Origin of the sequence: Paenibacillus sp. oral taxon 786 str. D14 (genome assembly GCF_000159955.1) — a bacterium.
Classification (GTDB): Bacteria; Bacillota; Bacilli; order Paenibacillales; family Paenibacillaceae; genus Fontibacillus; species Fontibacillus phoenicis.
Window position 1 is genome coordinate 71,769 of sequence record NZ_GG695971.1, and the last position, 25,612, is coordinate 97,380.

The window sequence follows — 25,612 nt, forward strand, 5'->3', positions numbered from 1 at the left end:
TAGGAGGGAGAGGGTCCGTCATGATTAAACGCAAGCGGAACTATCAGTATGTCGGACTGCTGTACATTTCGCCATGGATCATCGGGTTATTGCTGTTCCAGTTGTATCCGTTCTTGTCTTCGTTTTATTACTCGTTTACGAATTACAACATGGTTAGCGCCCCGACATGGACGGGTTGGGACAATTACGTCAAAATTTTTACGGGGGACCCGGAGTTTTACCAGTCCCTGAAGGTCACTGGCATATACGTGGTGCTGGCCGTTCCGGTCAAGCTCGCCTTCGCCTTGTTTATCGCCATGCTGCTAAGCGCGAAGCTGAAGGGCATCAACTTCTTCCGCACGGTGTATTATCTCCCCTCCATCCTGGGGGGGAGCGTGGCGATCTCCGTCCTCTGGCGTTTCCTGTTCATGAAGGAAGGGGTCGTGAACGCCATGTTGGCCCGGCTCCATCTCGGTCCGGTCGATTGGCTGGGCAGCCCGGATGTGGCCCTGTATACGCTGGGCTTGCTGACCGTGTGGCAGTTCGGCTCTTCGATGGTGTTATTTTTGGCCGGTCTTCAGCAAATTCCGAGCGAACTGTATGAGGCCGGATCGATTGACGGCGCCTCCAAAACGCGAATGTTCTTCAAAATCACCATTCCGCTCCTGACGCCTATCGTCTTGTTCAACCTGGTGATGCAGATGGTCAATGCGTTCCAGGAGTTCACCGGTGCCTTTGTCATTACCGGAGGGGGACCGCTGAAATCGACTTATCTGTACGCGTTGAAGCTGTACGAAGAAGCTTTTACTTTCTTCAACATGGGTTATGCGTCGGCGTTGTCCTGGGTGCTGTTCGTGATCATCATGGGCGTGACGGCGGTTATTTTCAAGAGCTCGGGCAGCTGGGTGCATTATGAGGATGGGGGGCGATGACATGAGAGCAGGCGTTAGTTTGAAAAAAACATGGGCGAACTACCTCTTTCTGATCGTGCTCGGTTTCATCATGGTGTATCCGCTGCTGTGGTTGTTCGCTTCTTCGTTCAAGACCAATGCGGACATCTTTGGCTCAACGAAGCTGCTGCCAAGCAGCTACGTGTGGGATGCCTACTCACTGGGCTGGCAGGGCACGGGCCAATACGGGTTCCAGGACTTCTTCGTGAACACGTTTATCTTGGTCGTGCCAACTGTGTTGTTTACGATCCTCTCCAGCGTGTTGGTGGCGTACGGGTTCGCCCGGTTTCATTTCCCATTGAAGACATTGCTGTTCTCCATCATGATCGCCACCTTGATGCTGCCCAACGCTTCGATCATGATTCCCCGGTACATTTTGTTTAATAAGCTAGGGTGGCTGGATTCGTACCTGCCGTTTATCATCCCGGCGGCCTTCGCCACCGGCGCGTTCTTCGTCTACCTGATGATCCAGTTCATCCGCGGCTTGCCTCGGGATCTGGACGAAGCGGCGACGATCGACGGGTGCAACTCGTTTACGGTGTTGACCCGGGTGCTGCTGCCGCTGTGCAAACCGGCGATCTTCTCGGTGGGGATTTTCCAGTTCATGTGGACGTGGAACGACTTCTTCAACTCGATTATCTACATCAGCAGCGTGCGGAAGTTCACCGTGTCGCTGGGGCTGCGCTTGTCGCTGGACGCCTCGTCCGCGGTCTCCTGGAACCAGGTCATCGCGATGTCGGTCGTCAGCATCGTACCGTGCATTCTGCTGTTCTTCCTAGCTCAGAAATACTTCGTTGAGGGGATTTCGACAACGGGGTTGAAGGGGTAAAAAATAAAATCCCCTCCGTCCAAAACCGGAGGGGATAATGACTTATTTAAAGAAGTTCGGCAAATACTCTTTGTTCGCTTCCAGCATTTCATCGAGCAACTTGATGGCGACGCCGACGGATGGAACCAGCGGGGTGACCACGCAGTTAACCTCGATGCTGGCGTCGTCCGGTAGAAAATCGAGGATGCCATTGTTAGCCACGTTCATCGTCTGAATTTCGTTCTTACCGTTATACAGCGAACACATCAGGTTTACCGCGGCCTCCGAGTAGTAAGCACCGCCGCGTTGCTCCAGCTGCTTCGGCTTCTCCTTCAGCTCGACATCGCTGTAGAGCTTGAACCGCTCTTCTTCAACGCGCTTGACGACCTCGGCGCGGTTTTCCCCTTTCTTCAGAGATTCCAACTGCTCCTCGAGCATTTCGTCCGTCATGTAAAAATACTTCAACCAGTGCAGGTGATTCAGGCCAACGAATTCCGCATACACCCGGTCCGGGGTCACGCCGTACTTACTGGATACTCGCTTGATTAAGCCGATTGGAGCGTTACAAAGGCCGATGCTCTTCACGGGACACGGGTTGCAGCTGGCCGCGTTCGTGCCGGTGCCGCAAATCAGGGTTGTCAGAGGAAGGAGTTGGGGATTTACGGCTGTCCTATGTAATGTAAGATCACATCTAAAAAATGAAAAACCAGCCCGTATCTCGCCGTGCTTGGCGGATCAGGGCTGGCTGGTTATCCATTTTAAACGGTGGGATAGGGGGGCGGGGTCATAAATCCGTCGATTTCGAGCGCTTTTTTCTCGATCTCCTCCCGGGTTAAGATGCCCTTCTCTATAAGCAACTCCATGATGGCGCTTAAGGTCACGAGCTGGTGATAATGCTCTTCCTTCATATCCGCCAGCTTGGCGAGCACATTCACTTCGTTCATCGGCGTGGAATAATAGGAATCCATCTGATTACCTCCTTCAGGCAGCCGTGCAAGGCACACGGTTGAATGATTTTTCTTTTGGTCTGCGATGGGTAAAGCCCACGGGATGTGGGTAAAATTGCCGTTTTTTCCCTGATAGAAATCTGCTTCTAAACCATCAAAATATGGTAAAATAAATCTATCAATCTATCGCATTAATATAGTGTAGTCATGGGCAAGGTCAAACATTCCAGTTTTCAGAAAAAAAAGCGGTAAACTTCTCAAATTTCAGGCAACCTATCTTCGGTTCATGACGTTAATAAAATTAAGGATACGCATGAATATGGCTTTGCTGTATTGGCATAAAGTTGAAGGGGATCTTTGCCTGGGGCAGATGGCATGTCGATGCCAGGCCTTTTGGGAAGGCATGATGGAGGGGGAGAATAGAGATGGGATGGTTTGACGATGACTTTTATTCCACCAAGGTTCCGGGGCGTATGCGCTTGTCCGAAGGCGGCAGCTTGCGGCGTTGGCGCGGTAGGCCGCGTAGGCATCGCCTGGAGCTGTCCACGCTGCAGATCTCTTTAATCTCTTCCGTTCTTAGTGCGGTAGTGGCCGTGCTGTTATTCAGTTTCATTACGGGGCTTCCTTCTTCATCGAACCGCCATGTTGCAACCAGCAGTGCGGTGTTGCTCTCGGATGCCGGCGATCCTTATGACCGGATCAGCGCGGCGGCGGCCAAAGTGGCGCCCGCTGTGGTGAGCATCCTCAATCATGGGGAGCTGTCGGATGGCGATCCGGAGCAGGCGGCGCTGGGTTCGGGTGTGATTTTTAAGAAGGAGAAAGGAAAGGCCTTCATTATAACGAATACGCATGTCATTAGCGGTGCAAGCGATCTGGAAATTGTGACGAGCGACGGAGCCTCGCGTAAGGCAGAAGTTGTCGGACAGGATTCGATCAACGATATTGCGGTGCTGGCCATCGACGGACAAGGCATCGATACGGTGATCGAGCTAGGTGATTCGAAGAAGCTGCGGGCCGGAGAAACGGTCATTGCCGTCGGCAATCCGCTGGGCCTTGGAGGGACGCTGACCTCCGGGATCGTGAGCTATACCAGCCGGATGATTCCGGTGTCGCTGAACCAGGATGGCGTGTACGACTGGGAGCAGGAAGTGATCCAGACGGACGCGGCGATTAATGAGGGGAACAGCGGCGGAGCGCTGGTTGATTTGAACGGCCGGCTGATCGGCATCAATACGATGAAGATTTCCGATACGGGCGTTGAGGGATTGGGTTTCGCCATCCCGGTGAATGAAGTGATGAAGACGGTCGACGATTTGCTCCTGCACGGCAAGGTAGTTCGTCCTTATATGGGCGTGTACACGTTGGACCTCAACAACCGCTATTCTCCGATCACTGACGAACAGCGTGAGGATCTCAACCTGCCGAACCATGTCACCGCAGGGGTGATCGTCTTGGAGGCCCATGGCCCAGCGCTGAAAGCGGGACTGAAATTAAACGATGTCATTACCCAGCTCGACAAGCAACCGATCAAATCGACGTTGGAATTGCGCCGGTACTTGTATGAGCATAAGAAGGTCGGGGATGAGTTGGAGGTTACGTACTACCGTGACGGCAAGCTGGAGAAAGTGACCTTGGAGCTGACCGATAAGCCGTCGGAGGCGGAAATCGAACAAGGGTTAGACGATAACGAATAAACATATTCCATGGAGAGATTCCGAAGTCATGACAGACGTAGATAGAAGCGACTGGAGTGGGGGAGGAGTCTCTTTTTTTGCGGGGAGCTGAAGGAGGATGGAGATGAACGGAACCAATTCGTTTTCGGGTAAGGATCGGCGTCACCTGTTGGAGCAAATGGCCAATCCGGCTGAGCCGCTGGACCTATTGGTCGTGGGCGGCGGGATTACCGGGGCTGGAATCGCCCTCGATGCGGCGGCGCGGGGGATGCGGGTGGGTCTTGTGGAGATGCAGGACTTTGCCGCGGGAACATCAAGCCGTTCGACGAAGCTAGTCCATGGCGGCTTGCGTTACCTGAAGCAACTGGAGATCGGCGTTGTGGCGGAGGTAGGGCGCGAGCGGGCGATCGTCTACGAGAACGGCCCGCATGTGACAACGCCGGAATGGATGCTGCTGCCGATTTATCGGGGCGGGACGTTTGGCCGGTTCAGCACGTCGCTGGGGTTGCGCGTGTACGACTTCCTCGCGGGGGTGAAGCGCGGGGAGCGGCGCAGCATGCTGTCGGCGGCGGAGACGCTGGCGAAAGAGCCGCTGCTGAAGCAAGACGGTCTGCTGGGCGGCGGGTACTATGTGGAGTACCGTACGGACGACGCCCGTCTAACCCTTGAAGTGCTCAAGGAAGCAGCGGCCCGTGGGGCGATGCCGGTCAACTATACCAAGGTGACCGGGTTTCGGTACGAAGGCGCGCAGCTGGTGGGCGCTGAGGTGACGGATCTGGCCGAGGGGCGGACATATGAGTTGCGCGCCCGGAAGATCGTCAATGCGGCGGGCCCGTGGGTGGATGCGCTGCGCGAGATGGACGGGTCAAAGCAGGGCAAAATGCTGCAGCTGACCAAAGGCGTGCACCTGGTGTTCGACCAGGGGCGGTTTCCGTTGCGGCAGGCGGTTTATTTTGATACGCCGGATGGCCGCATGGTGTTTGCGATTCCGCGCGATGGCAAGACCTACGTGGGCACAACGGACACAGTGTACCACGGCGAGATTCATCATCCGCGGATGACGGAGGCGGATCGCGATTATATCTTGGGTGCGATTGACGGCATGTTTCCCGGGCTGGCGATCACGGCGGCGGACGTGGAATCCAGCTGGGCCGGCGTGCGGCCGCTTATCTACGAGGAGGGCAAATCGCCTTCGGAAATTTCCCGCAAGGATGAAATTTGGGAGTCCGCGTCCGGCCTGATCACGATCGCTGGCGGCAAGCTGACCGGCTACCGCAAGATGGCGGAGCTGGTCGTGGACCGCGTGGCCGCCAAGCTGATGCGGGAATACGGCCGGAGCTTCACGCCCTGCGCAACCCGGCTGCTGCCGATCTCCGGCGGGCAGGTGGGCGGCTCGCAGGGACTGCTCGGCTTCGTGGCACGCAAGGCGCTGGAAGCGGCGGAGCGTGGCATCCCGAAGGATCTTGCCGCTAAATGGGCGGCTAGATATGGATCCAACGTGGACCGGCTGTTGGCTTTGGCCGACGATGCTGCGGCTACGGGCGAGCCAGCCGACTCGGCCGGTGCAGCCCGGCTCCCGCTGGAGGTAGCTGTTCCGCTGAGGTATGCCCTGGAAGCGGAGATGGCGATGACGCCGGTGGATTTTTTTGTGCGGAGAACAGGGGCTTTGTTATTTGATATCGCATGGGTGCGGCGGTGGAAGGAGCCGGTCGTCGATGCGATGGCCCGGTATTTCGACTGGCCGGAGGACGTGAAGCGCCGGCGGGCGGAGGAGCTGGAGCAGGCGTTGACGGAGGCGGTTTTTCCCGTAAGTGAAGAGTAAATCGTTTATTACAGGTGCAAGGATTTTGCCCTCGATCTGTCGAAATACATCCAAGAGAGCAAGCAAAGAGATCGAAGATGGAAAGAGGGCAGGGGTTCATGAAGAATGGATGGAAGCGCGGGATTCGCGGATTGGTGATTCTCGCGGGGTTAGGAGCAGCCTGGTTGGCTGCGGGCTCAGCGGTTCAAGCGGCTGCGGTGGACTTTAAGGATGTACCGGCATCCCATTGGGCTTATGACAAGATCATGTGGGCGAAGAACAACGGTGTGACCGACGGGTATCCGGACGGCACGTTCCGCCCGGCACAGTCGGTGACGGAAGCGGAGTTTCTGAGCATGCTGGTGCGGGCCTATCCAGAGATCAAGCTGGATAAGGTGAATGAGCAGGAGGCCTGGTATACGCCTTATTACAACTTGGCCTTCGAATTGGCGTGGCCGGTTAGCGACAAGCCAAATGAGCCGATTACGCGCGGATCGGTGGCTCGGTTGATGGCGGCTTTTTACGGGCAGAGCTTGAGTGAAGATGAGGCGGTACAGTGGATCCTTGCTCAAGGCTTGGCCCAAGGGAAGAACGGTGCCGGCGTAGAAGGCTTCGCGCCCAAGGACGCGGTGTCGCGGGCGGAAGCGCAGACGTTCCTGTATCGGCTCAAGCTGACGCTGCCCAAGGCGACAAGCCCGGATCTGATCAAGCCGGAGATCCAGCTGCAAGGCGTGAGGATCGGCGATTCGACGGACCGCGTGATCGAGCTGCTCGGCGAGCCGGCGCGTAAGGATGCGACCAACTACGGACTGGAATGGTACATCTATAATAAGGATTACAAGCATTATACGCAGGTTGGCGTAGCGGGCGGCAAGGTCGTTGGCTTGTTTGGCAATCATGACGAGTGGCAGTTTGCTCCCGAGGCCGAGAAAGGGCTGGAGAAGTTGCGGAGCAGCCTCGCGGCAATCTGGGACAAGAGCGAGCACCCGCCGCGAGAGTATGTGGAGACGTATACGCCGAGAGGGTTGTACATCAATCTGTACCTGGACAAGCACGAGAAGTACCGCGTGGACGGGGTGCTGCTGATGGACAAGAAGTTTACGGAGAGCCATGTGTACGCCCCGAATACTCCGGAGTCGCTGAAGGCGACGGAGCGGGAGATTTTTGACCTGACCAATGCGTTTCGTGCGCAACGAGGCTTAGGCGTGCTGAGCTGGAATGAATCGGTGGCTGAGGTGGCTCGCGCGCATAGTCGGGATATGGCGGAACGGAATTATTTTGAGCATGATAATCCTGAAGGGAAGTCGGCCGGCGACCGCATGATGGCTCGCGGGATTCCGCAGTTCCGGGCTTGGGGCGAAAATATCGCCGCCGGTTATCTGGATGCGATCGACGGGCACTATGGCTGGCTGAATTCCTGGGGCCACCGGGAGAATATGCTGGAGCCCGTGTTTACGATGCTGGGTGTTGGTGCGGTAGACGGACTTAGCAGCAGCGATTACAGAACGTACTACACGCAAAACTTCTATACGCCGCTGTAAGCTTGGCTAAGCCTGGCCGGGTCTGCTCGGTTGTCAGAGTAAGATCGTTGGTTTTTTTGGCCAGTAGGGGGAGGAACCGCTTGCCGGAAGTGACCGGGGCGGTTCCTTTTTTGTACGGAGTATGGTAGAAAAGATAAAGGATAACCTGTTAATACGTAAGTCGGCCGCAGGAGTGCGGTACAGAGAAAGGATGCTTTGACTATGTACGTCGTTTGCAAAGATCATGTGGAACTGGCCATCGATATGTTCGTGGATGAGTTTGAGGATGCCCCGGATGTGGTCGATTTGGAGCACACCAAGTTTATTGATTGGGAGCCGCCGGTAAAATGTCAGGAATGTGATCAGGAGGCGCGGTTTTTGGTGGTGTAGTGCGGGTGCAGATGCAGGTGCGGTACACAACTGAATGAGAGACGAAGAACGGGGCGACGGCATGGGATGGCTGGCCCCGCTGTTTTTTTAGATATCAGAAAGTATACACTTCGGACGGACGATAACGGAGGATGTTACGGTGCAGATTCAAATCGTGGCGGTCGGCAAATTGAAGGAAAAATATCTGGTCCAGGGCATTGCGGAGTACGCCAAGCGCCTGGCGCCTTACGTGAAATTTCAAGTCGTGGAGGTGCCCGACGAGAAAGCGCCGGAGACGATGAGCGAGGCGGAGCTCATCGGCGTCAAGGAGCGCGAGGGCGAACGCATCCTCGCGCACATCAAGAGCGACGCGCATGTTATCGCGCTCGCGATTGACGGCCAGCTCTGGAGCTCGGAGGAGCTGGCCGCGTGTTTGGACCGGCTCGGCACCTACGGGACGAGCCATGTCGTGTTCGTCATCGGCGGCAGCCACGGGCTCGCCGATGCGGTGCTCCGCCGCGCGCAGCAGCGGCTGTCGTTCGGGCGCATGACGCTGCCCCACCAGCTCATGCGCCTGGTGCTCACCGAGCAGATTTATCGCGCGGTGAAGATTAATCGGGGGGAGCCGTATCATAAGTAAGGCGAAGGCAGGCACAAACTTAAAGTTTTCTTTACATTTCAATATATAGATTTTCAACCGTGGTATTATATTGATTGATTTTTTTAGCATATGATGTCTGTTTTTGTTGATGAGGAGGACTGATATGAAAAATACAGTGAAAAGAGTCACTTCGATATTTATCATCATGCTCATGGTGATGGGAAGTATACCAGGAACACAACTATTGACAAACAGAGGAGAACGGGTTTAATATAACGGTGTTATATAAATATAACTAAGTTACAGAAAGAAGGACTCGTATGAAATCACTCTCTGCAGTTATTGTTGGCGGCGGTCTCGGAGGACTTGCATTAGCGCAAAGTCTGAAGAAGCATCACATTGACTTTGTAGTTTGTGAACGCGAGCAGGAAGGACAATTTCTTCAAACCGGTTATCGTATCAAAATCAATGACAACGGAATGAGTGCGCTGCGGTTTTGTCTGCCTGAGAAGCTTTACGATCTCTTTATGGAAACCTCCGTCATGGGACCGGAACACCCGATATTCTTAAATCCAATTTCTCTCGAGCTGATGGAAGAACAGCACCCAATGTACAACAAGGCGAAAATCACGCCTGGCGTCAATCGTTTTACTTTCAGAGAAGTGTTGCTTGGTGAACTCAATGACCATATCCGTTACGGATATCGGTTTACCCATTATGAAACGTTGGAAAACGGCCGCTTGAGAGCTTGGTTTGAGAATGGAGAGTATATCGATGCGGATGTCCTTGTTGGCGCTGACGGGGGAGGATCGAAGGTTCGCCAACAGTATAAACCTGGGGTGAAAATTTTTGATACCTTGGGAAGAGCTCTTTATACAAAAGTATTTCTGGATGATACTCGGAGAAAAGAACTCGATCAGCTCATTGGGGACGGCAGCATGAGAGGCCTTTTTAGCCCGGAAGGAGAGGCTCCGGTTTCCCTGCTTCTTGAAGAAATGGCCTTCAAGCCGAATATGGAACGATTGCCGGAATCCATGTCCCTGAATGTGAAAATTACTCCACAACAGGATTACTTGTATGCTGTGTTTGCGTGCTCGCCTGAGTGGTTTGGGATGCCTGACGAGCAGCTTTTCCAATTGAATGGTTCGGAATTGTTGTCCCTTGCTCAAGAGAAAACCAAACATTGGCATCCCCAAGTCAAACGGATGTTGGAACTCGCAGAGCCAGAGAAAACGGCTGTTTATCACTTGCGTAATGTTTTGCCATATAAGCCTTGGAAAGAAACCACCTCTTTGGTATTGCTGGGGGACGCCTTGCATCCGATGACACCGGCTGGAATTGGCGGGAACGCGGCACTTTTTGATGCCTATGAGCTATCGAAAGAATTAATCAACGTCAAAGACGGGAAAAAGGAACTTTTGTCAGCGTTACGTGATTATGAGGTGGCTGCGATTGAACGTGGGATGCGGGATGTTCGCCTCTCCTCGAAAGCAGGGGAAAGCATGTTCAACCAGAAGCCGTTGCCTGAGGAAGATGTAGAGTTGGAGGAATAGGGGTTTGTTTTTACGTTTATCCTTGACTAGGCTCCTTTCTAAATCGAGTATAATAAGTTGTATAAGAATCTATGGAATGGAGTTGGATTGTCTGTTATGCCTCAACGCAGGCCACATATCAGCGAGGAGAAGATCATCGCAGCTTCGTGGCGGCTTCTCTCCGACCAAGGAATCGAAAACTTTACCATAAGAAGCCTTTGTAAAGAGCTAAATGTTCAAGCCCCTACGATCTATTGGTACTTCGAGAGTAAGCAGGTCCTTATTCAAACCTTAGCCAACCTGGTTTCAAGAGAGATCATAGGTGATCTTCCCAAGCAAGGTGACTGGCGGGAGAGGCTTCAAACCAGCGCCATGGTGATTCGGAAGAAACTCCAGCAGTATCCCTGCTCGGGTCAACTTCTGATGAAGTCGAAGCCAGAGGCTGATTTTATGGAACTGCTCGAATGCCTCTTGCAGATGATCGAACCTACTTCCTTGACGGATAAACAAAAATTTTCATATATCACCCATTTGCTTAACTATGTCATCAACTTCGTCGTTGAAGAATATGAACAACGGATGGTACAGATATCGTTAGGGAATAAGGAGGATATTCACGGGGATTTCTCGCAATTCAACCTGCTTCGTCGGATGTACGAAGAAGGGATGTTTAATTTAATTGGTTCTGATGAACTCTTTGACTCGGGAATTCTCTTATTACTCGATGGGATCGAGCAGAGAATAACTCCCTAGGTTTTTAGGAGCGGATCGCGTGGTGATCGCTCCTTTTTTCTTTTAAGTTGGTGCTGTTTTTGCGCTTATTTGAAGGCGGGAAGGTTCTCGGCGAGAAAGAGGTCCAGATTACGAGGGGACATCCCCGTAACTCGTTTCACATCATCGGATATCCATGCGGCGTCATCTTCGGCAATCAAACCGAATAATTGGGCGTTGGATGTGGCAACAGGCTCGGGAATCCCTGCCTGAATCATCGCTTTCTGATGCTCGGCGGGAGAGATTCACCGGTATTCGACGGTATACCCCAGAGCGTCAGACAGTTTACGTGCGACATCGTGATAAGTAATCAATTCGGGTCCGGTGAGCAGATAAGTACGACCTGCATGCGTGGATCGTGATACGGCAATAGTTGCGGCCGTGGCGGCCACGTAGCGAGCATCGATCATGGCGAACTTGCCATCACCGGCAGACATTACGAAGCCTCTCGTTTGTTTAATCATCTGCGCGACAGCGAAGAGATTCTGCATGTAGAGATTCGGCGCAAGCAAAGTATAGTCGATCCCCGTCGCCTTCAGATGCGCCTCAACTCGCGCATGGCCACGCCGTCGATCAACAGGGGAATCTGCCGTAGCCTTATGATTCGTGATCTTTATAATATGTTTTATTCCGTTGCGAACAGCACTGTCAATCACGGCGATTTCCTGGTCCGGTACAGCAGGACTAATTAAAACGACCGTCTCAATGCCATGCATGGCTGCATCAAGAGTTTCAGGACGATCGAAGTTGCCAACGGCGATATCAATCCCATTCTCGGAGAACTCACGCGGCGTACGAGATAAGTCTCGAACTAGTGCGCGTGCAGGGTGTTGTTGCTTTGCAAGCAGGCGGACGGTTTCAGAGGACCCAAGCGATTTAATGAACTCGAGCGCTCCATTTCTAAAATTACGCGTAAGATGCTTACAGAACAACTAAGAGACCTGGAACGAGATAAACTGGTTATTCGAACAGTCTATAATCATGTTCCCCCGAAAGTGGAGTACTCACTTAGCGAACATGGTAAGACGTTCCTCCCTGTTTTAGAGATGATGGTCAAGTGGGGGGAATATCATCAAGAAAGTGTAGCTGGTCTCACATGATGAGGCTGGCTTTTTTTTGATTAGAATACGCGGTGGTTTTTAACTATAACTGGATATGATCTGTTTATTTCGTGATTTCTTTGATACCTTAATTTTTGGAAAACCCCAAGGAGGTAGGGACGAATGGCTGAAAAAATGCATGTTGACGAAATAGAAATGGATGAGGCGCTGGTTCGCCGTCTGCTGGTTGCCCAGTTTCCCCAATGGTCAGATCTATCCCTGCGGCGGGTCGAGCCAGCTGGCACCGTGAACGCCATCTTTCGATTAGGTAACCAATATTCGGTTCGGCTCGCGCGGCGGGAAGGGCCTGCGACACCAGAAAGCCGCGAGTTTACTTGGCTGCCCAAGCTTGCTCCGTTGGTTCCGCTAGAAGTCCCTGTACCCATCGCTCTAGGGCATCCGAGCAGCGAATATCCTTGGTATTGGTATATTTACACCTGGGTTGAGGGCGAGTCGGTGCCGATTGAGGAGATTGACGCGATGCAGGCAGCGCGTGATCTTGCGGGGTTCGTTGCAGCGCTGCAGCAAATCGATTCATCGGGTGGGCCGCTGGGACGCGGTGTTCCTTTGGCGGAGCGGGATGAGGGGTTCCGATACTGGTTGGCACGGTTTGATGGCGACGTTGCGGCGGTGTCTAAGGTGTGGGAATCCGCGCTTGCTGCGCCTCCGTGGAGCGGCCCGCCAGTTTGGCATCACGGCGACCTTGATATGCGCAACTGGCTCGTGCGTAATCAACGAATTACCGGTGTGATCGATTGGGATACGATGGGCGTGGGTGATCCTGCATGCGATGTCATGGTCGCATGGAAGTTACACTCGCCGGAGGCACGTGACGCATTCCGCAAATATCTTCCGACGGATGACGCGACCTGGGCGAGAGCCCGCGGATGGGTTGTATCCCAGGCAGTGGCCATACTGGCTTACTATACGCCAGAAAACAACCCCGTTCTGTACCGTGAGGCCCAATCCTGGCTTGACCTCGTATTGTCGGAATGATGATTGATTATTTACTGTTAAGTATAAGTGTGTCATGGAGAGCGAATCTGATAGTTGTATGCTGAAAAAGGCCATCCCACATGGGATGGCCGAAAACTTGCCCTCGTAGAAGCCGTGGCGAACCGTATCACAAAATAGGGATAAATTTTTATCAGAATATGTTAGCATTTAACTCATGCAAGGCTACTGTACTAATATACTTGATGAATTAGTCTTTTCAAATGGGCATTACGTTCATGTACATATTTTGATTTCAACGTCGGAGTAGTTGTATGCTTACTTTTCCATCTATTTAAAAAGTCTTGTTCAGCAAGTTGAGATTTCAATAATTCTGAGTCACGAGTAGTAATAATTCGAATAATTACATCACCTAAACCTACAATTCCTCGAAGATATAATTTTACTTTTTCGCCAACAGTAGTAATAGCCGAATGAAGTGGTACTTCTTTATCCCCTCTTTTCTGTCGCTTTTTTCCTCCGCAAGCCCGCCGCGAACCTCCGATAAACTAAATTTAGCTCCAAAACCTACCGTTAATTTCGCAAGTTAGATCTCTCCGCACCAATTACAAGTAAAACCTACCGTTAAATTTTATGTTTCCTCGCCAAATTGCTGATTTCGATCAAAATAACAGCAGGATTTACCGCTAATTTGGACAAAACCATGAAATTGTCCAAAATTAACGGTAGCTTTTACAGTTCGTTAACGCAATTTGGGCTCTTTTGACATGATTCATGGTTATGATACACCCATCAAGCGATTTCTAGGCACGATCTCGCTTGATCTGTTCACCGTTCTGCTCGGCGGGGCTACGGCGCTGCTGCCAATCTTCGCCGAAGACATCCTGCATACAGGGTCATGGGGACTCGGATTGCTTCGGACAGCTCCGGCAGTTGGCGCTTTGCTGATGTCACTTGTTCTTACGCGGTATTCGATTCAGAATTCGATCAGCAAGTATTTGTTCAGCTCGCTGGCGATCTTTGGCTTGGCTACCGTGCTGTTCGCCGTCTCCAAAAATCTCGTATTATCTTTGGTAGCCCTGTTCCTGATCGGCGCATCGGATGTGGTCAGTGTCGTCATTCGTTCTACGCTGGTTCAGTTAAATACGCCGCGTGAAATGCAGGGACGTGTCAACGCTGTCAACATGCTGTTTATCGGAACCTCGAACCAGCTCGGCGAATTCGAATCCGGCACCATGGCCAATTGGCTTGGTGCAGTGGTTGCCACCGTCATCGGCGGAATCGGGACGCTCGTTGTGGCCGCGCTCTGGATGCACCTGTTCCCGGTGCTGCGGAATATGAAAACTTATTATGATACCAGTCATGAAAGTGAGAAGCCGGAGAAGGGAACTCCTGCGCCGCTAAGTAAACCCGTACAGTAAAAGTGAAGGGGATCCCACATTACCGGGTACCCTGCACGGGACACTTAAACCAAAGTGTTTTGTGCAGGTACTTTTTTTACCCTTGAAATATGTCACTGATCGTAAAACTTTGTCCCTAGCATATTTCAACAAACTAGGCTTTCGAACAATAGTAGAGTTGTATTTTTGCAAAATGGCAATAATTTCCCGCAAAATTCTTTTGCTCAATATCATTGAATGTGTCAGTGACATATTGTATGGTTATGTCAGCTTAAGCTAATGGCTTGGTAGATCACGCGCGGTTTACCAACTAAAAAATAATAAAGGAATGTCCGGACATGAGTTCTGAAAGCACTTCCAAGAAAGAGAAACAACAGCTGTATTTGCAGGTCGCGGAGAAAGTACTGGAGATCATCGAGACCCGGGGACTTCAAGCGCATGATCCTGTACCCTCAGAGGGTGAACTGGCCAAGTTGTTTGGCGTCAGCCGAATGACGAGTAAATTGGCCTTGGAACAACTGGTGGAGCAGGGGGTAGTTTATCGTCTGCCGAGACGAGGCACGTTCCTCTCAGGCAATCGGTATGAAGGGAGCAGTGAAAGACTGCAGGAACCGGTACAACCTGCGGTTGAGAAGAAAGTCAATCAACAAGTTGCGCTCATCATTCCCCACATGTCCGATTATACGTCAAGAATCATTTCGGCAGTCGAGCATGAGTTACGTAAACATCAATTTGAACTCATTTTAAAAATTAGCAGTGATCAAGACGACCAAGACCGATGTTTACAGGAGCTTGTGGCGGCGGGGATCAGCGGCATCATTTTATTTCCGTGGGGAAGCCGAACCTGCAGCGATCAGGTGCTCCGATTAAAAATGGAACAAATCCCCAGTGTGATCATCGACCGGATTTTTCGTGAGATTCCGTTCGATTGCGTCTATCACGACCATTTTCAAGGCTCCTATGAAATGGCGCAGTATTTGATTGCGAAGGGGCATCGGGACATTGGATATTCGTCTAACATTATTGAGAACATCACAAGTCGAGAGGAAAGATATCAGGGGTACATTCAAGCTTTGCTTGATCATGGGATTCCGGTGAAGAGCGAATATATTCATTTTAGAACAGAACGCTGTGAACCGGGGCGCTTTCATGAGTATGATGCCGAACAAGGGGAATTTATTAGAAGTAATCCGCAAATGACAGCTATCATGTGTGCGGATGACCAAGTGGCGATTTCTACATTGTTTTCTGCACTTCATATGAACATATCCGTTCCGGAGAAGTTGTCTATTGTTGGGTTTTCGAATACTTATCTTTCAGCATTAACGCCCATCCCACTAACTACGGTTCGCCAAGATACGGATCGGCTTGCCGCGGCAGCCGTAGACCTGCTCATGAAGCGTATCAATCATTCGAAGGAACAACATCTCACTGTCAAAATAAAAACGAACATTGTTGAAAGAAAATCGGTATTCGATCGAAGTCATTTATTATCACTTGATAAGGAGCGAGCACGAGATGTCGAAAATGATGAAAGCGTTGGCAATGGTGGTGCTTAGCTGTTTAGTTATCACTGCCTGTGGAAGCAATAACAGTGGAAATGCTGGTGGAAACTCGGCGGCATCCAGTGAAAACCAGGGGAGCCAAGTCAAAAATGAAAAATTGATCGTATACACCAATTCAAATTCTGACGGCCGCGGCGAGTGGTGGACGGAGCAAGCGAAAAAAGCAGGATTTGACATTGAAATCGTGGGAGCAGGCGGCGCGGATCTAACGAATCGCTTGATTGCGGAGAAGAATAATCCGATTGCGGACGTAGTATTCGGCTTAAATAATATATTCTACGAAAATCTGAAGAAAGAAGGAGTTCTAACGAAATACGTCCCGCAGTGGGCTTCGCAAGTTGACGAGGGCTTAAACGATTTGGAAGGCTACTATCATGGTCTCGTAAAACAAGCGATTTTGATTGGCTATAATGCGGACATGTATACGCCGGAGACGGCTCCGAAGGATTGGACAGACTTGTATACCAACGAAGCGTTTAAAGGGAAATATGAAGCGCCAACACGACTTGATAGAGCCACGATGCGTCTGGTTGTCGCAGGGATTTTGTCGCCCTATCAAGATGCCAGTGGAGACCTGGGCATTTCCGATGCAGGTTGGGACGCGTTGAAGCAACTCTACGATAATGGGATTCCGGTCATTGAAGGGGAGGAGCTTTATGCGAATATGGCCAGCGGAAAAGTTCCAATTGGAACGATCGTTTCAGGCGAGCGTGCCAAGCGAGAACAAGAATACGGCGTCAAAACAGGTTATGTGATTCCTGAAATTGGTGTCCCTATGGTTGTCGAACATATCGCCATTGTTAATGGCACGAAGAAGCAGGATACGGCAGAACGGTTTGTGGAGTGGTTTGGCAGCGCAGAAATGCAAGGGGCCTTCGCGAAGGAATTTAATGCGATGCCCGTTATCGCAGAAGCAGCCGAACAAGCTCCTGATTCAGCTAAAGAAATGTTTGCCCAGTTGAAGGCGCAGCCGTTGGATTGGAGCTTCATTGCAGAACATCTGGATGCCTGGGCAGAGAAAATTGAATTGCAAATCATGAACTAGACAGCATGGATGGGGAACTGCATAGCGCTAGTTTAGGCTATGCAGTTCTTTCTTACAACAACCTAATAGAAAAGGTGAACGTGATGATCACATTTCAAGATATACAAATTCATTTTGGAGATTTCCATGCCATTAAGAACTTTAATCTGAAAATCAACGAGGGGGAATTTTTCACCTTTTTAGGCCCTTCAGGCTGTGGTAAAACAACCATTCTTCGAAGTCTAGCAGGTTTCATATCCCCATCTGGCGGCAGAATTCTATTAAACGACAAAGATATTACACATGCTCCTATTGAAAAACGCGGAATCGGTATGGTGTTCCAAAGCTATGCGTTATTTCCGACGATGACGGTGTACGAAAATATTGCATTCGGTAAGCGCGTCAAGAAAGCATCAAAGGCCGAAATCGATCAGGAGGTCCGAGACATTGCTCGTAAGGTCGACCTAAAGGAAGAACAGTTGCACAAGCGAGTCTCGGATTTGTCGGGCGGGCAGCAGCAGCGTGTAGCGATTGCCAGAGCACTCGTATTAAAGCCGTCGATTTTGGCCTTGGATGAGCCGTTGTCGAATCTGGATGCGAAGCTGCGCGTCCAGCTCAGAAATGAATTGAAGGAATTGCAAAAGCAGTTTGGCATCACAACCATCTATGTGACCCATGATCAGGAGGAAGCGTTAACGTTATCCGACCGGATCGCCGTTTTCAATAATGGGATTCTGGAACAAGTGGGTACGCCTTATGAGATCTACAATTCATCTAAAACCGAGTTTGTATGTAATTTCATCGGCGACATTAATAAGTTGGATCCGGGATTGATCGCTAACAGCCCCTTAAAGGAGTTCGTTCCACGGAACAAAGTTGCCTATATCCGCAATGAGAAGGTGAATCTATCGCCCGTGTCAGGCAGCGATGTTGTGCGCCTGAAGGCGAAGGTCGTGGATCGTGAATTTTACGGACTCTATAGCAAGTATGTGCTGGAAATGGCGGGCGGCAGTTTGCTAAAGACGATCGAAAAGGAAAGCGGTCATGTGGGGCATGAGGTCGGAACGGAAACCGAAGTGTACATTCGACTTGCGGATATTATGCAATATGATCGGACGGAGGGAGGGAATTGAGCGTACAAACGTTAAAGCACAGATTCCGATCCATTCATTATGGACAGCTTCTATTATATGTCCTGCTGGCCTGGTTCATTATCGCTTTTCTCATTTACCCGAACCTGAACATTTATTATGAGATCTTCTTCAAAAATGGAAGCTTCTCGCTGGATGCCGTTCACAAGCTCTTGTCATCGAAACGTGCAATGTCCAGCTTATCCAACAGTTTTATATTAGCGATCTCCCTAGTGATTACGGTGAATGTTGTTGGGATTACGTTAGTCCTGCTAACGGAGTATTTTCAGATTAAGGGAGCGAAAATTTTAAAGCTAGGTTTCTTTACCACCTTGTTGTACCACGGGGTTGTTGTAGCATCGAGTTACAAGTTTGCTTATGGCGAAAATGGATTTATCACGAAAGTGTTATCCGCTCTCTTTCCGGCTTTTAACACAGGCTGGTTTCATGGGTACTGGGCTGTTCTCTTTGTAATGACGTTCGCCTGTACCTCGAATCACATCTTGTTTTTGGGGAACGCCATCCGCAAGGTGGATTTTCAAACCATTGAAGCCGCTAGAGGCATGGGGGCGTCTACCTTTTATATTTTGCGGCGGGTTGTGCTGCCCGTATTAAAGCCAACGATCTTTGCTCTGACGATCCTCACCTTCCTTACAGGACTTGGGGCGATGTCGGCTCCGCTTATTCTCGGCGGTACGGAATTCCAGACGATTACGCCTATGATCTTGACGTTCTCGAAGAGTTCAACGTCTAAGGATCTGGCCGCATTACTGGCCCTTGTTCTAGGCCTAGCAACGATTATCTTGCTATCGATCATGATCCGGTTTGAGAAACAAGGCAATTATATGTCCGTGTCTAAAGTCAAATCCGTATTGGTCAAACAAAAGATTAATCATAAGTTCGGTAACTTCATCACTCACTTGATCGGGTATGTGTTATTTGTGATTTACTTAATTCCGGTAACCTTAATTGTCATCTTCTCATTTACCGATTCCCAAAGCATTGCTACATCGACGATTCATTTCGATAGCTTTACGCTGGAGAATTACGGCAGATTGTTTACCACGATGAGCGCGTTTAAGCCTTACTTGGTAAGTATTTTGTATGCTGCGGCAGCGTCAGTAGTAGTGGTGGCCCTTGCATTATTTGCATCCAGAATCCTGCACAAACACAAGAATAGCAAGCTGGCAGCAGCGCTGGAATACTCCTTGCTGATTCCATGGGTTCTGCCGTCCACGCTGATTGCCATTGGCTTGGTGGTCACTTATAATGTGCCGCGCTTAGTGACGGGGAACACGGTACTTACCGGTACGCTTTGGATGCTATTGATTGGTTATGTCATCATCCACATCCCGTTTACGATGCGAATGGTCAAAGCCTCTTTCTTTAGTTTGGACAGCAACTTAGAGGATGCTTCCAAGAACCTGGGGGCCAAATCGTTTTATACCTTCAGAAAGGTGCTGCTGCCGATCATCTTGCCGTCCACCCTCGCTGTCTTTGCGTTAAACTTTATTAAAATATTGGACGACTACGATTTGACCGTTTTCTTATATCACCCCGTGTATCAGACACTGGGAATTGTGATCAAGAGCAGTACGGACGCAGAAGCAGGGGTTGCGGCGCGTGCGATGTCACTGGTTTATTCTGTCGTGTTGATGATCATGTCTGGAATTACGATGTACTTTGTTTACGGTAGAGGTAATAAAGATAAATAAGCATCACTAGAATCTGGCGTGGATGTTCCCAGAAGTGGAGGAAATCAATGTTTGCGAAAATTATGACTTTTAACTTAAGACTGAATGTGGCGTCAGACGGGGAGAATGCATGGCCGTATCGTACGAAGGCGGTGGCTGAAGTGATTAAACGCCATGATGCGGACATCATTGGCATTCAAGAGGGTCTACATGACATGCTTACGGACTTGGAGCCGTTACTTCCGGAATATGCTTGGATTGGAGAAGGCCGGGAAGGCGGGAACAAAGGCGAATATGCTGCCATTCTGTATAAAAAGAAGAATTGGACTGTAGGAAAGGCGGGGCATTTCAGTTTATCGGAAACCCCGGAGGAGTTAGGTGCGAGAAGCTGGAGCACTTCCCACCCGCGCATGTGCACTTGGGTGACGTTTAAGTCGCAGACGGGCGCTGAATTTGCTGCGTTTAATACGCATTTAGACCATATTAGTGAAGAAGCTCAACAGAAAGGTATGGAATTAATTCGAGAGCGAATGAAGGAATTTCGTACGCAGACGGGTCTTCCGGTCGTGTTAACGGGCGATTTTAACGTTGAACCGGCAAACGCTGTCATTACGGGATTGGAGCAGGAGGGATATCGAAATGCTTATTCCGTTCTGCAGCAAGAGAAGAAGGAAGTGGGGGCGACGGTTCATCACTTTTTAGGTGGCGAATCCGGAGAGCCGATTGATTATATCTTCGTATCCCCTGACTTGCAGATCCAGAACGTTAGGGTCGATCGAGAGCTATATGAAGGACGATATCCTTCGGATCATTATCCCGTGATCGCCGAGGTGTCACCGTTGTAGTGACCATGACGAGTAGATAAGGGGATGTCTTTGCGATGAAGCTGATTGACGCGGGTTTGTGGAATATTTCCTATGTGGACTTATCGCTGCGAATCGTGATTTCGCTTCTGTTAGGCGGCTTGATTGGGTTAGAACGGGAATGGCATAACCATGCAGCCGGTTTCCGTACGCATATTCTGGTCTGCGTAGGGTCAACGATGATTATGCTGCTGTCCATTTATGGGTTTGGCGACTTTTCCAACGAATATAACGTTCGGATGGACCCGGCGCGGCTGGCTGCTCAAGTGGTATCCGGCATCGGCTTCCTGGGCGCGGGGGCCATCATTCGCAACGGCTCCAGTATTTCAGGGTTAACGACGGCGGCCTCCATTTGGGTTGTGGCAGCGATTGGCTTATGTGTAGGGGCGGGCTTCTTTTTTGGAGCGGTGCTTGTGACAGTACTGGTCATTATTATTCTGGTGCTGCTCAATAAGTTTGAGAAGAGCTTCCATAACAAACGCAGCCGAAATGAAGTGACCGTTCGGATCCTGAATAAGGAGGGCGGCGTCGCTAAGGTTGCGGAATTGTTCGAGCAGGAGGGACTGCTCATTGTGCATATGTCCTTAGACGCTCCTAACGATGATCAAGAAGATGAAGGCGTACGAACGCTGCGAATCAAGCTGCATAAGCCGCGCTCAAAGGATCTGCTTCGGGTATTCGATAAGCTGCTTGCTCTGGATTGCATCCATTCCTTTGAAACGGCTGAGGCGTTGAAGTCGCATCCGGCGCATTCCAGCGTGTCCGCCTCCAGAATGTTATAATGAAGGTCAAGGGCTATCCCTCTAGGGATAGCTCTATTTGTTGTTACAGATGGTCTGCAGCCGCGGAGGATGAAATTCAAACGATGTTTAATCGCCAAAGGTTTCAAAGGATAAAGTATGATAGATAAATACATCTTAGGAACTCTAGAGGAGTGAACCCACTTTGTCGATCTAATACCGATATTACGAAACGCTGACGGACCCCGCTCTCCTGGAAGGGGTATGGGACTTGCTGTGCCGTTACGATCATGAATTTATCCCGCCCTTATCCGCTCGTGAGCATACCTACCAGTCCGATCTGACCGCTGGCGCAGCGGCAACCACTTTACTGAAGTGATACTTTGAAAGGTTAAAGGAACAAGCGTTTTTGCTGGTACTGGATCGAGAGCAAGTGATCGGATTTATGTCTTTTCGCCCTCATTATGTTTTTGAACATACGGACGAGCGTGAAGGGATTGGGGTAGGTCAATGCACGCAAACGGCGATCCTCCGTTCTTGGAGAATCGCCGTTTTTGTAATTTTGCGTGGTTTATTTTTAATGGATTCCCTTCATAAACCCCTGAATTTTCGAGGAGAAAGCGAAGAGCAGGATGCCGAGGACAATGGCCGCTCCTCCAATGACCCCAAAGTACGCCATTTCTGTGGCAGGCGAATAGAATTTAACCACTTGCGCATTGATTGATTGGGCTGCCGCACTGGACAAGAACCATAAGCTCATGGTCTGGGCGGAGAAGGCGGAAGGCGCCAATTTGGTCGTCGCCGACAGCCCTACCGGAGACAAGCACAACTCTCCCAGCACAACGATGAAATAACTCAGCACGAGCCATAGCGGATTCACCAAGGAATTCTCGCCGCCAAAGTAAGCCGGCAAAAGGATCACCAGGAATGATAAGCCGGCGAACAACAAGCCCAAAGCGAATTTCTTTGGAATCGAAGGCTGCCGCTTGCCCAGCTTGAGCCAGAACCAGGCAAAGACAGGGGCCAGGGTAATAATAAATAAAGGGTTTAACGATTGGAACCAAGCCGGCGAAATATGAAATCCGGCATAATCCAATTGCGTCCGCTTATCTGCATAGTTCGCCAGGATGGTAGACCCTTGTTCTTGAATCGCCCAGAACATGATTGCCGCAATAAACAGCGGAATATACGCGATCAGTCTGGAGCGCTCCACCTTGCTCGTTCGTGGACTGCGGTACATGGCCACAAAATAGGCAGTGGGGACCAAGAGCCCCAGGATGCCGACGATCACGATAAACGAATCGAAGGTTAACCAACCGGGCGGGATGGTAATGGCGACGATCACCGCAAGAAGCAATACGCCGAGGCCGATTTGCAGGAACACTTTCTTGCGTTCCGCCGGTGAAAGCGGGCTAGGAACGATCGTGCCGGCGAGGCCGAGATTTCTTTTTCGAGTTAAGACAAAAATAGCAAGTCCAAGGAACATCCCCACGGCGGCAATGCCGAAGCCCAGGTGGAAATTGTAATCCAGGCCGACGGTACCTACGATCAGCGGAGCGATAAACGCCCCCAGGTTGATCCCCATATAGAAGATGCTAAAGCCTGCATCCCGGCGCTGGTCATGCTCGCTGTAAAGCTCGCCGACCACACTCGATACGTTGGGCTTCAGCAAGCCTGTCCCCAAGACGATGAGCACCATGGACACAAAAAATAAGGGGACGCTTTCCGGGATCGCCAAGGCGATGTGCCCCAACATAATGAGGATGCCGCCGTAAAATACCGCTTTCGACTCACCGAAGATCCGATCCGCGAACCAACCGCCAATAATGCCGGACATGTACACCAGGGAGCCGTAAATGGACATAATGGCGAGAGCCACGCTCTCCTCCATGCCAAGTCCGCCTCGACTCAATTCGTAATACATGTAGTAGGTCAGAATGGCTTTCATTCCATAATAGGAGAACCGCTCCCAAAACTCCGTGAAGAACAGAGTGAACAATCCCTTGGGATGTCCAAAAAATCCTCGTTGCGGAACGCTCTCCACCACTTGTTGTTTGGTTAAATCCGTCATGCTGTCATATCCTCCCTAAGCGGCAATCACTATAAGAATACCCCGTATCACCCATTTTCAACTGGATACGGAAAATATAGTATAGCATAAGGAAGCTGGGCTTAACTATACAATGGGTTTCTCACAGCCACCTAAAAAATATCGCCGTCCCCAATCCCTACTCGGATTTGGACGGCGACTCGTTTTCGAGCTGCCCTCGGGACAGCGTGTTCTATCTGTTGGGAGCGGTTGTTGAACTTGCAGCGTTCAGGCTCTGATCGAGCAGTCGCCGACTAGCTCGAAAGGTTGCTGCGACAACGGGGATGCCGACGAGGAGCGTAACGACGCTTGCGACATGCAGCGCGGATTGGGCTCCCGAGACAAAGGCGTTGATGATGGCGGCTTGTTGATCAGGGGCCGCGGTAATGGCATCCGCGACCGTGTGAGGGACTGAATCTTGCTGAAGATTTGCCGGTAGATGCCGGGTAAAGGATTCGGTTAATACGGTACCCACGATCGCGACGCCAAGGGCGCTCCCGAGTTCTATCGTCAGCGCAATTACGATTGCTTTGAGCGCTTTTAGAAGAACAACTGCTCCATCTCCTTACCTCTCTGACGCAATCCTTCCATGACTTCTTCCGGCACTTTTCTGAATTCCAGGTCTTCCCCCAGGAACAGCAGCCAGTTGATCGTCTCAGTTAGCTCCTCGGGTTCGTTGGCTTGGACAACCATCTTCATCATGGCGGTGGTTTGATACGGATTGGTATAGGAAATGAATGCTTTTAAGGGATGATATTTTTTGTATTGGGCAATGGCACGGGGGCCGAGTTCAAGGATCAGGTTGTATGCTTCCTCTTGCTTGCCAAGGAGCTCCAAAATCTTCTTCCGGCTCATTCGCTTCTTAGGGGAGTAGAGCTCGACTTGGGTGAGTTGGTCAACGGAGAACATTCTCCTCTTCTCTTCCTGTAAATCAAAGACTTCCATCCACCACAGACTTTTCTCATGATAAAGGTGTAAGAGAAAAATAGGATACGAGTTGATTCCCTCCCCTTCTTCAAGGGTAATCCATAAATAGCTGTCGAGAAGCAGGTGTCGGATCAGCTTCTCCAGCATTGGGTGAGGGAGATCCGAAAGCTCCAGCAGGTCGGGATTATGCGGGTTGGTCCCTTCAAAGAGCAGAATTTCATCCAGGAGCAGGAGATCGTCCTGCTGGTTTTTCGAGATCAGCCCCAGCAATTTTTCAGCCAAGGACTGGCGGCTCTTGAGATACGGAAGCTGGGCGTTTCTTGTGGCCATGAAGGCGATGAACAGCGCTTTGACCTCGTTATCCGTAAACCGCACGGCGGGCAGGATCGAGTTGTGCATCACCGAATAGCCGCCGTCCCGTCCAACCTCAGCAACGAGCGGCATTCCCAAAGCTTCGATTTCGCGGATGTCTCGGATTGCCGTCGAGCGGGAGATGTTAAATTCCTGCATAATTTCCGTGATAGTAAAGTGGGACCGGTTGTTGATATAGCGCATGATGGTGTTAATCCGTTCAACTTTTTTCATCGGGACTCCTAAACAGGTTCATTTTTTGACATGATTTAAAGTTATGATAAACCCATCAAGAACAGAAAACAAATTTTAAATGAGAGTAGGTTTTGAAACATGGCAAATTATGTTTTGGAAGAGAAGGATAGCTTTACGGTATTTGGGCTGGGTACGGAATTAAAAAGTCATTACACGGATTTCGCCGGCATCAACAAGGAAAAGTCGAGCTTCTGGCAAGCCGTCACCGAGGACGGCCGACTCGATCAGCTTAAAGCGATCGCGGAGAACGACTACGTCTTTGCCGTAAATGAAGCGGTCAATAACAAAATGATGTATTACGTCGGCGTATTGAGCCGCGAAACGCTGCCGGACTCGGAAGACTCTCGGGTCATTCAATTCCCGAAGGGGGAGTACCTGATTGTCAAAGGGGAAGGCACAACGGCGGATGAATTCAGTAATCAGCTGGCGGGGATCGCTTTTGGCCAAGTCCTGCCGGAATTGAATCATGTCGCTTATGTTGGTGGGCCAAACGCCTCGGTATTGATGGAGCAAGAGAATGGTCGCGTCGTGGGAGAAATGTGGATCCCCGTCGTAAGGAAATAGAGAAG

At 50.7% G+C, this 25,612-nt stretch carries 23 protein-coding genes and 1 pseudogene; 19 read left to right on the top strand and 5 right to left on the bottom strand.

What is annotated here, in order from left to right; translation table 11 throughout:
- Positions 1-20: 20 nt before the first annotated feature.
- Positions 21-911 (top strand): carbohydrate ABC transporter permease, encoded by an 891-nt coding sequence (locus POTG_RS03360; protein ID WP_009223388.1) that lies wholly within the window; start codon positions 21-23, stop codon positions 909-911.
- A 1-nt stretch (position 912) separates the two neighbouring features.
- A complete protein-coding gene (locus POTG_RS03365) occupies positions 913-1,758 on the top strand; it encodes a carbohydrate ABC transporter permease (protein WP_050769681.1) in 846 nt (281 codons plus the stop codon).
- A 42-nt stretch (positions 1,759-1,800) separates the two neighbouring features.
- On the opposite strand, the pseudogene POTG_RS03370 reads toward POTG_RS03365, so the two are convergent.
- A pseudogene (locus tag POTG_RS03370) lies at positions 1,801-2,322 on the bottom strand (6-phospho-beta-glucosidase); the annotation flags it as partial.
- Between the two features lie 173 nt (positions 2,323-2,495).
- The gene (locus tag POTG_RS03375) at positions 2,496-2,705 is read right to left on the bottom strand and encodes a hypothetical protein (protein ID WP_016314543.1); all 210 of its coding nucleotides are present in this window, start codon (positions 2,703-2,705) and stop codon (positions 2,496-2,498) included.
- A gap of 404 nt (positions 2,706-3,109) precedes the next feature.
- On the opposite strand from POTG_RS03375, the gene POTG_RS03380 reads away from it, so the two are divergent.
- From POTG_RS03380 to POTG_RS03405, 7 genes are all read left to right on the top strand, one after another.
- A complete protein-coding gene (locus POTG_RS03380; RefSeq protein ID WP_009223392.1) occupies positions 3,110-4,378 on the top strand; it encodes a S1C family serine protease in 1,269 nt (422 codons plus the stop codon).
- Between the two features lie 103 nt (positions 4,379-4,481).
- On the top strand, positions 4,482-6,179 hold the full coding sequence (locus tag POTG_RS03385) for a glycerol-3-phosphate dehydrogenase/oxidase (protein ID WP_009223393.1): 1,698 nt from the start codon (positions 4,482-4,484) through the stop codon (positions 6,177-6,179).
- A gap of 98 nt (positions 6,180-6,277) precedes the next feature.
- Positions 6,278-7,699 carry a CAP-associated domain-containing protein gene (locus POTG_RS03390; RefSeq protein ID WP_009223394.1) on the top strand — a complete coding sequence of 474 codons (1,422 nt, stop codon included), beginning with the start codon at positions 6,278-6,280 and terminating at the stop codon, positions 7,697-7,699.
- Between the two features lie 201 nt (positions 7,700-7,900).
- Positions 7,901-8,068, top strand: coding sequence for a CxxH/CxxC protein (locus POTG_RS22970; protein WP_009223395.1), 168 nt, complete (start codon positions 7,901-7,903; stop codon positions 8,066-8,068).
- A 139-nt stretch (positions 8,069-8,207) separates the two neighbouring features.
- The gene (gene rlmH / locus POTG_RS03395; RefSeq protein WP_009223396.1) at positions 8,208-8,687 is read left to right on the top strand and encodes a 23S rRNA (pseudouridine(1915)-N(3))-methyltransferase RlmH; all 480 of its coding nucleotides are present in this window, start codon (positions 8,208-8,210) and stop codon (positions 8,685-8,687) included.
- 281 nt (positions 8,688-8,968) lie between these two features.
- Positions 8,969-10,201: an FAD-dependent oxidoreductase gene (locus tag POTG_RS03400; protein ID WP_009223397.1), complete on the top strand. Its 1,233-nt coding sequence runs from the start codon at positions 8,969-8,971 to the stop codon at positions 10,199-10,201.
- A 96-nt stretch (positions 10,202-10,297) separates the two neighbouring features.
- Entirely contained in the window at positions 10,298-10,933 is a 636-nt protein-coding gene (locus POTG_RS03405; protein ID WP_009223398.1) for a TetR/AcrR family transcriptional regulator C-terminal domain-containing protein, read from the top strand.
- A gap of 263 nt (positions 10,934-11,196) precedes the next feature.
- Here the strand turns inward: POTG_RS03405 and POTG_RS03410 are convergent, their stop codons facing one another.
- Positions 11,197-11,883 (bottom strand): NmrA family NAD(P)-binding protein, encoded by a 687-nt coding sequence (locus POTG_RS03410; protein ID WP_009223399.1) that lies wholly within the window; start codon positions 11,881-11,883, stop codon positions 11,197-11,199.
- Between POTG_RS03410 and POTG_RS22975 the strand changes: the two genes are divergently transcribed.
- The 9 genes from POTG_RS22975 (at position 11,869) to POTG_RS03450 (ending at position 21,463) form a co-directional block, all read left to right on the top strand.
- Positions 11,869-12,051, top strand: coding sequence for a winged helix-turn-helix transcriptional regulator (locus tag POTG_RS22975; RefSeq protein WP_232282215.1), 183 nt, complete (start codon positions 11,869-11,871; stop codon positions 12,049-12,051). The genes POTG_RS03410 and POTG_RS22975 overlap by 15 nt on opposite strands.
- 123 nt (positions 12,052-12,174) lie before the next feature.
- A complete protein-coding gene (locus POTG_RS03415) occupies positions 12,175-13,047 on the top strand; it encodes an aminoglycoside phosphotransferase family protein (RefSeq protein WP_009223401.1) in 873 nt (290 codons plus the stop codon).
- Between the two features lie 725 nt (positions 13,048-13,772).
- Positions 13,773-14,426 (top strand): MFS transporter, encoded by a 654-nt coding sequence (locus POTG_RS03420; RefSeq protein ID WP_050769683.1) that lies wholly within the window; start codon positions 13,773-13,775, stop codon positions 14,424-14,426.
- A gap of 317 nt (positions 14,427-14,743) precedes the next feature.
- On the top strand, positions 14,744-15,964 hold the full coding sequence (locus POTG_RS03425) for a GntR family transcriptional regulator (RefSeq protein ID WP_009223403.1): 1,221 nt from the start codon (positions 14,744-14,746) through the stop codon (positions 15,962-15,964).
- Positions 15,924-17,015 (top strand): extracellular solute-binding protein, encoded by a 1,092-nt coding sequence (locus tag POTG_RS03430; RefSeq protein WP_009223404.1) that lies wholly within the window; start codon positions 15,924-15,926, stop codon positions 17,013-17,015. The genes POTG_RS03425 and POTG_RS03430 overlap by 41 nt, the downstream gene beginning before the upstream one ends.
- An 83-nt stretch (positions 17,016-17,098) precedes the next feature.
- Positions 17,099-18,127, top strand: a complete 1,029-nt coding sequence (locus POTG_RS03435; RefSeq protein ID WP_036644087.1) for an ABC transporter ATP-binding protein — start codon at positions 17,099-17,101, stop codon at positions 18,125-18,127.
- Positions 18,124-19,839, top strand: a complete 1,716-nt coding sequence (locus POTG_RS03440; RefSeq protein WP_009223406.1) for an ABC transporter permease — start codon at positions 18,124-18,126, stop codon at positions 19,837-19,839. The genes POTG_RS03435 and POTG_RS03440 overlap by 4 nt, the downstream gene beginning before the upstream one ends.
- Positions 19,840-19,886: 47 nt before the next feature.
- Positions 19,887-20,663 carry an endonuclease/exonuclease/phosphatase family protein gene (locus tag POTG_RS03445; protein ID WP_009223407.1) on the top strand — a complete coding sequence of 259 codons (777 nt, stop codon included), beginning with the start codon at positions 19,887-19,889 and terminating at the stop codon, positions 20,661-20,663.
- A 35-nt stretch (positions 20,664-20,698) separates the two neighbouring features.
- Positions 20,699-21,463 (top strand): MgtC/SapB family protein, encoded by a 765-nt coding sequence (locus POTG_RS03450; RefSeq protein WP_009223408.1) that lies wholly within the window; start codon positions 20,699-20,701, stop codon positions 21,461-21,463.
- 535 nt (positions 21,464-21,998) lie between these two features.
- On the opposite strand, the gene POTG_RS03455 is transcribed toward POTG_RS03450, so the two are convergent.
- Positions 21,999-23,492, bottom strand: coding sequence for a peptide MFS transporter (locus tag POTG_RS03455; protein WP_009223409.1), 1,494 nt, complete (start codon positions 23,490-23,492; stop codon positions 21,999-22,001).
- 558 nt (positions 23,493-24,050) lie between these two features.
- Positions 24,051-25,022 (bottom strand): helix-turn-helix transcriptional regulator, encoded by a 972-nt coding sequence (locus POTG_RS03460; RefSeq protein ID WP_009223410.1) that lies wholly within the window; start codon positions 25,020-25,022, stop codon positions 24,051-24,053.
- Between the two features lie 99 nt (positions 25,023-25,121).
- Here POTG_RS03460 and POTG_RS03465 point away from each other — a divergent pair, with 99 nt between their 5' ends.
- On the top strand, positions 25,122-25,607 hold the full coding sequence (locus tag POTG_RS03465; protein ID WP_009223411.1) for a GyrI-like domain-containing protein: 486 nt from the start codon (positions 25,122-25,124) through the stop codon (positions 25,605-25,607).
- The last annotated feature ends 5 nt before the right edge of the window (positions 25,608-25,612 follow it).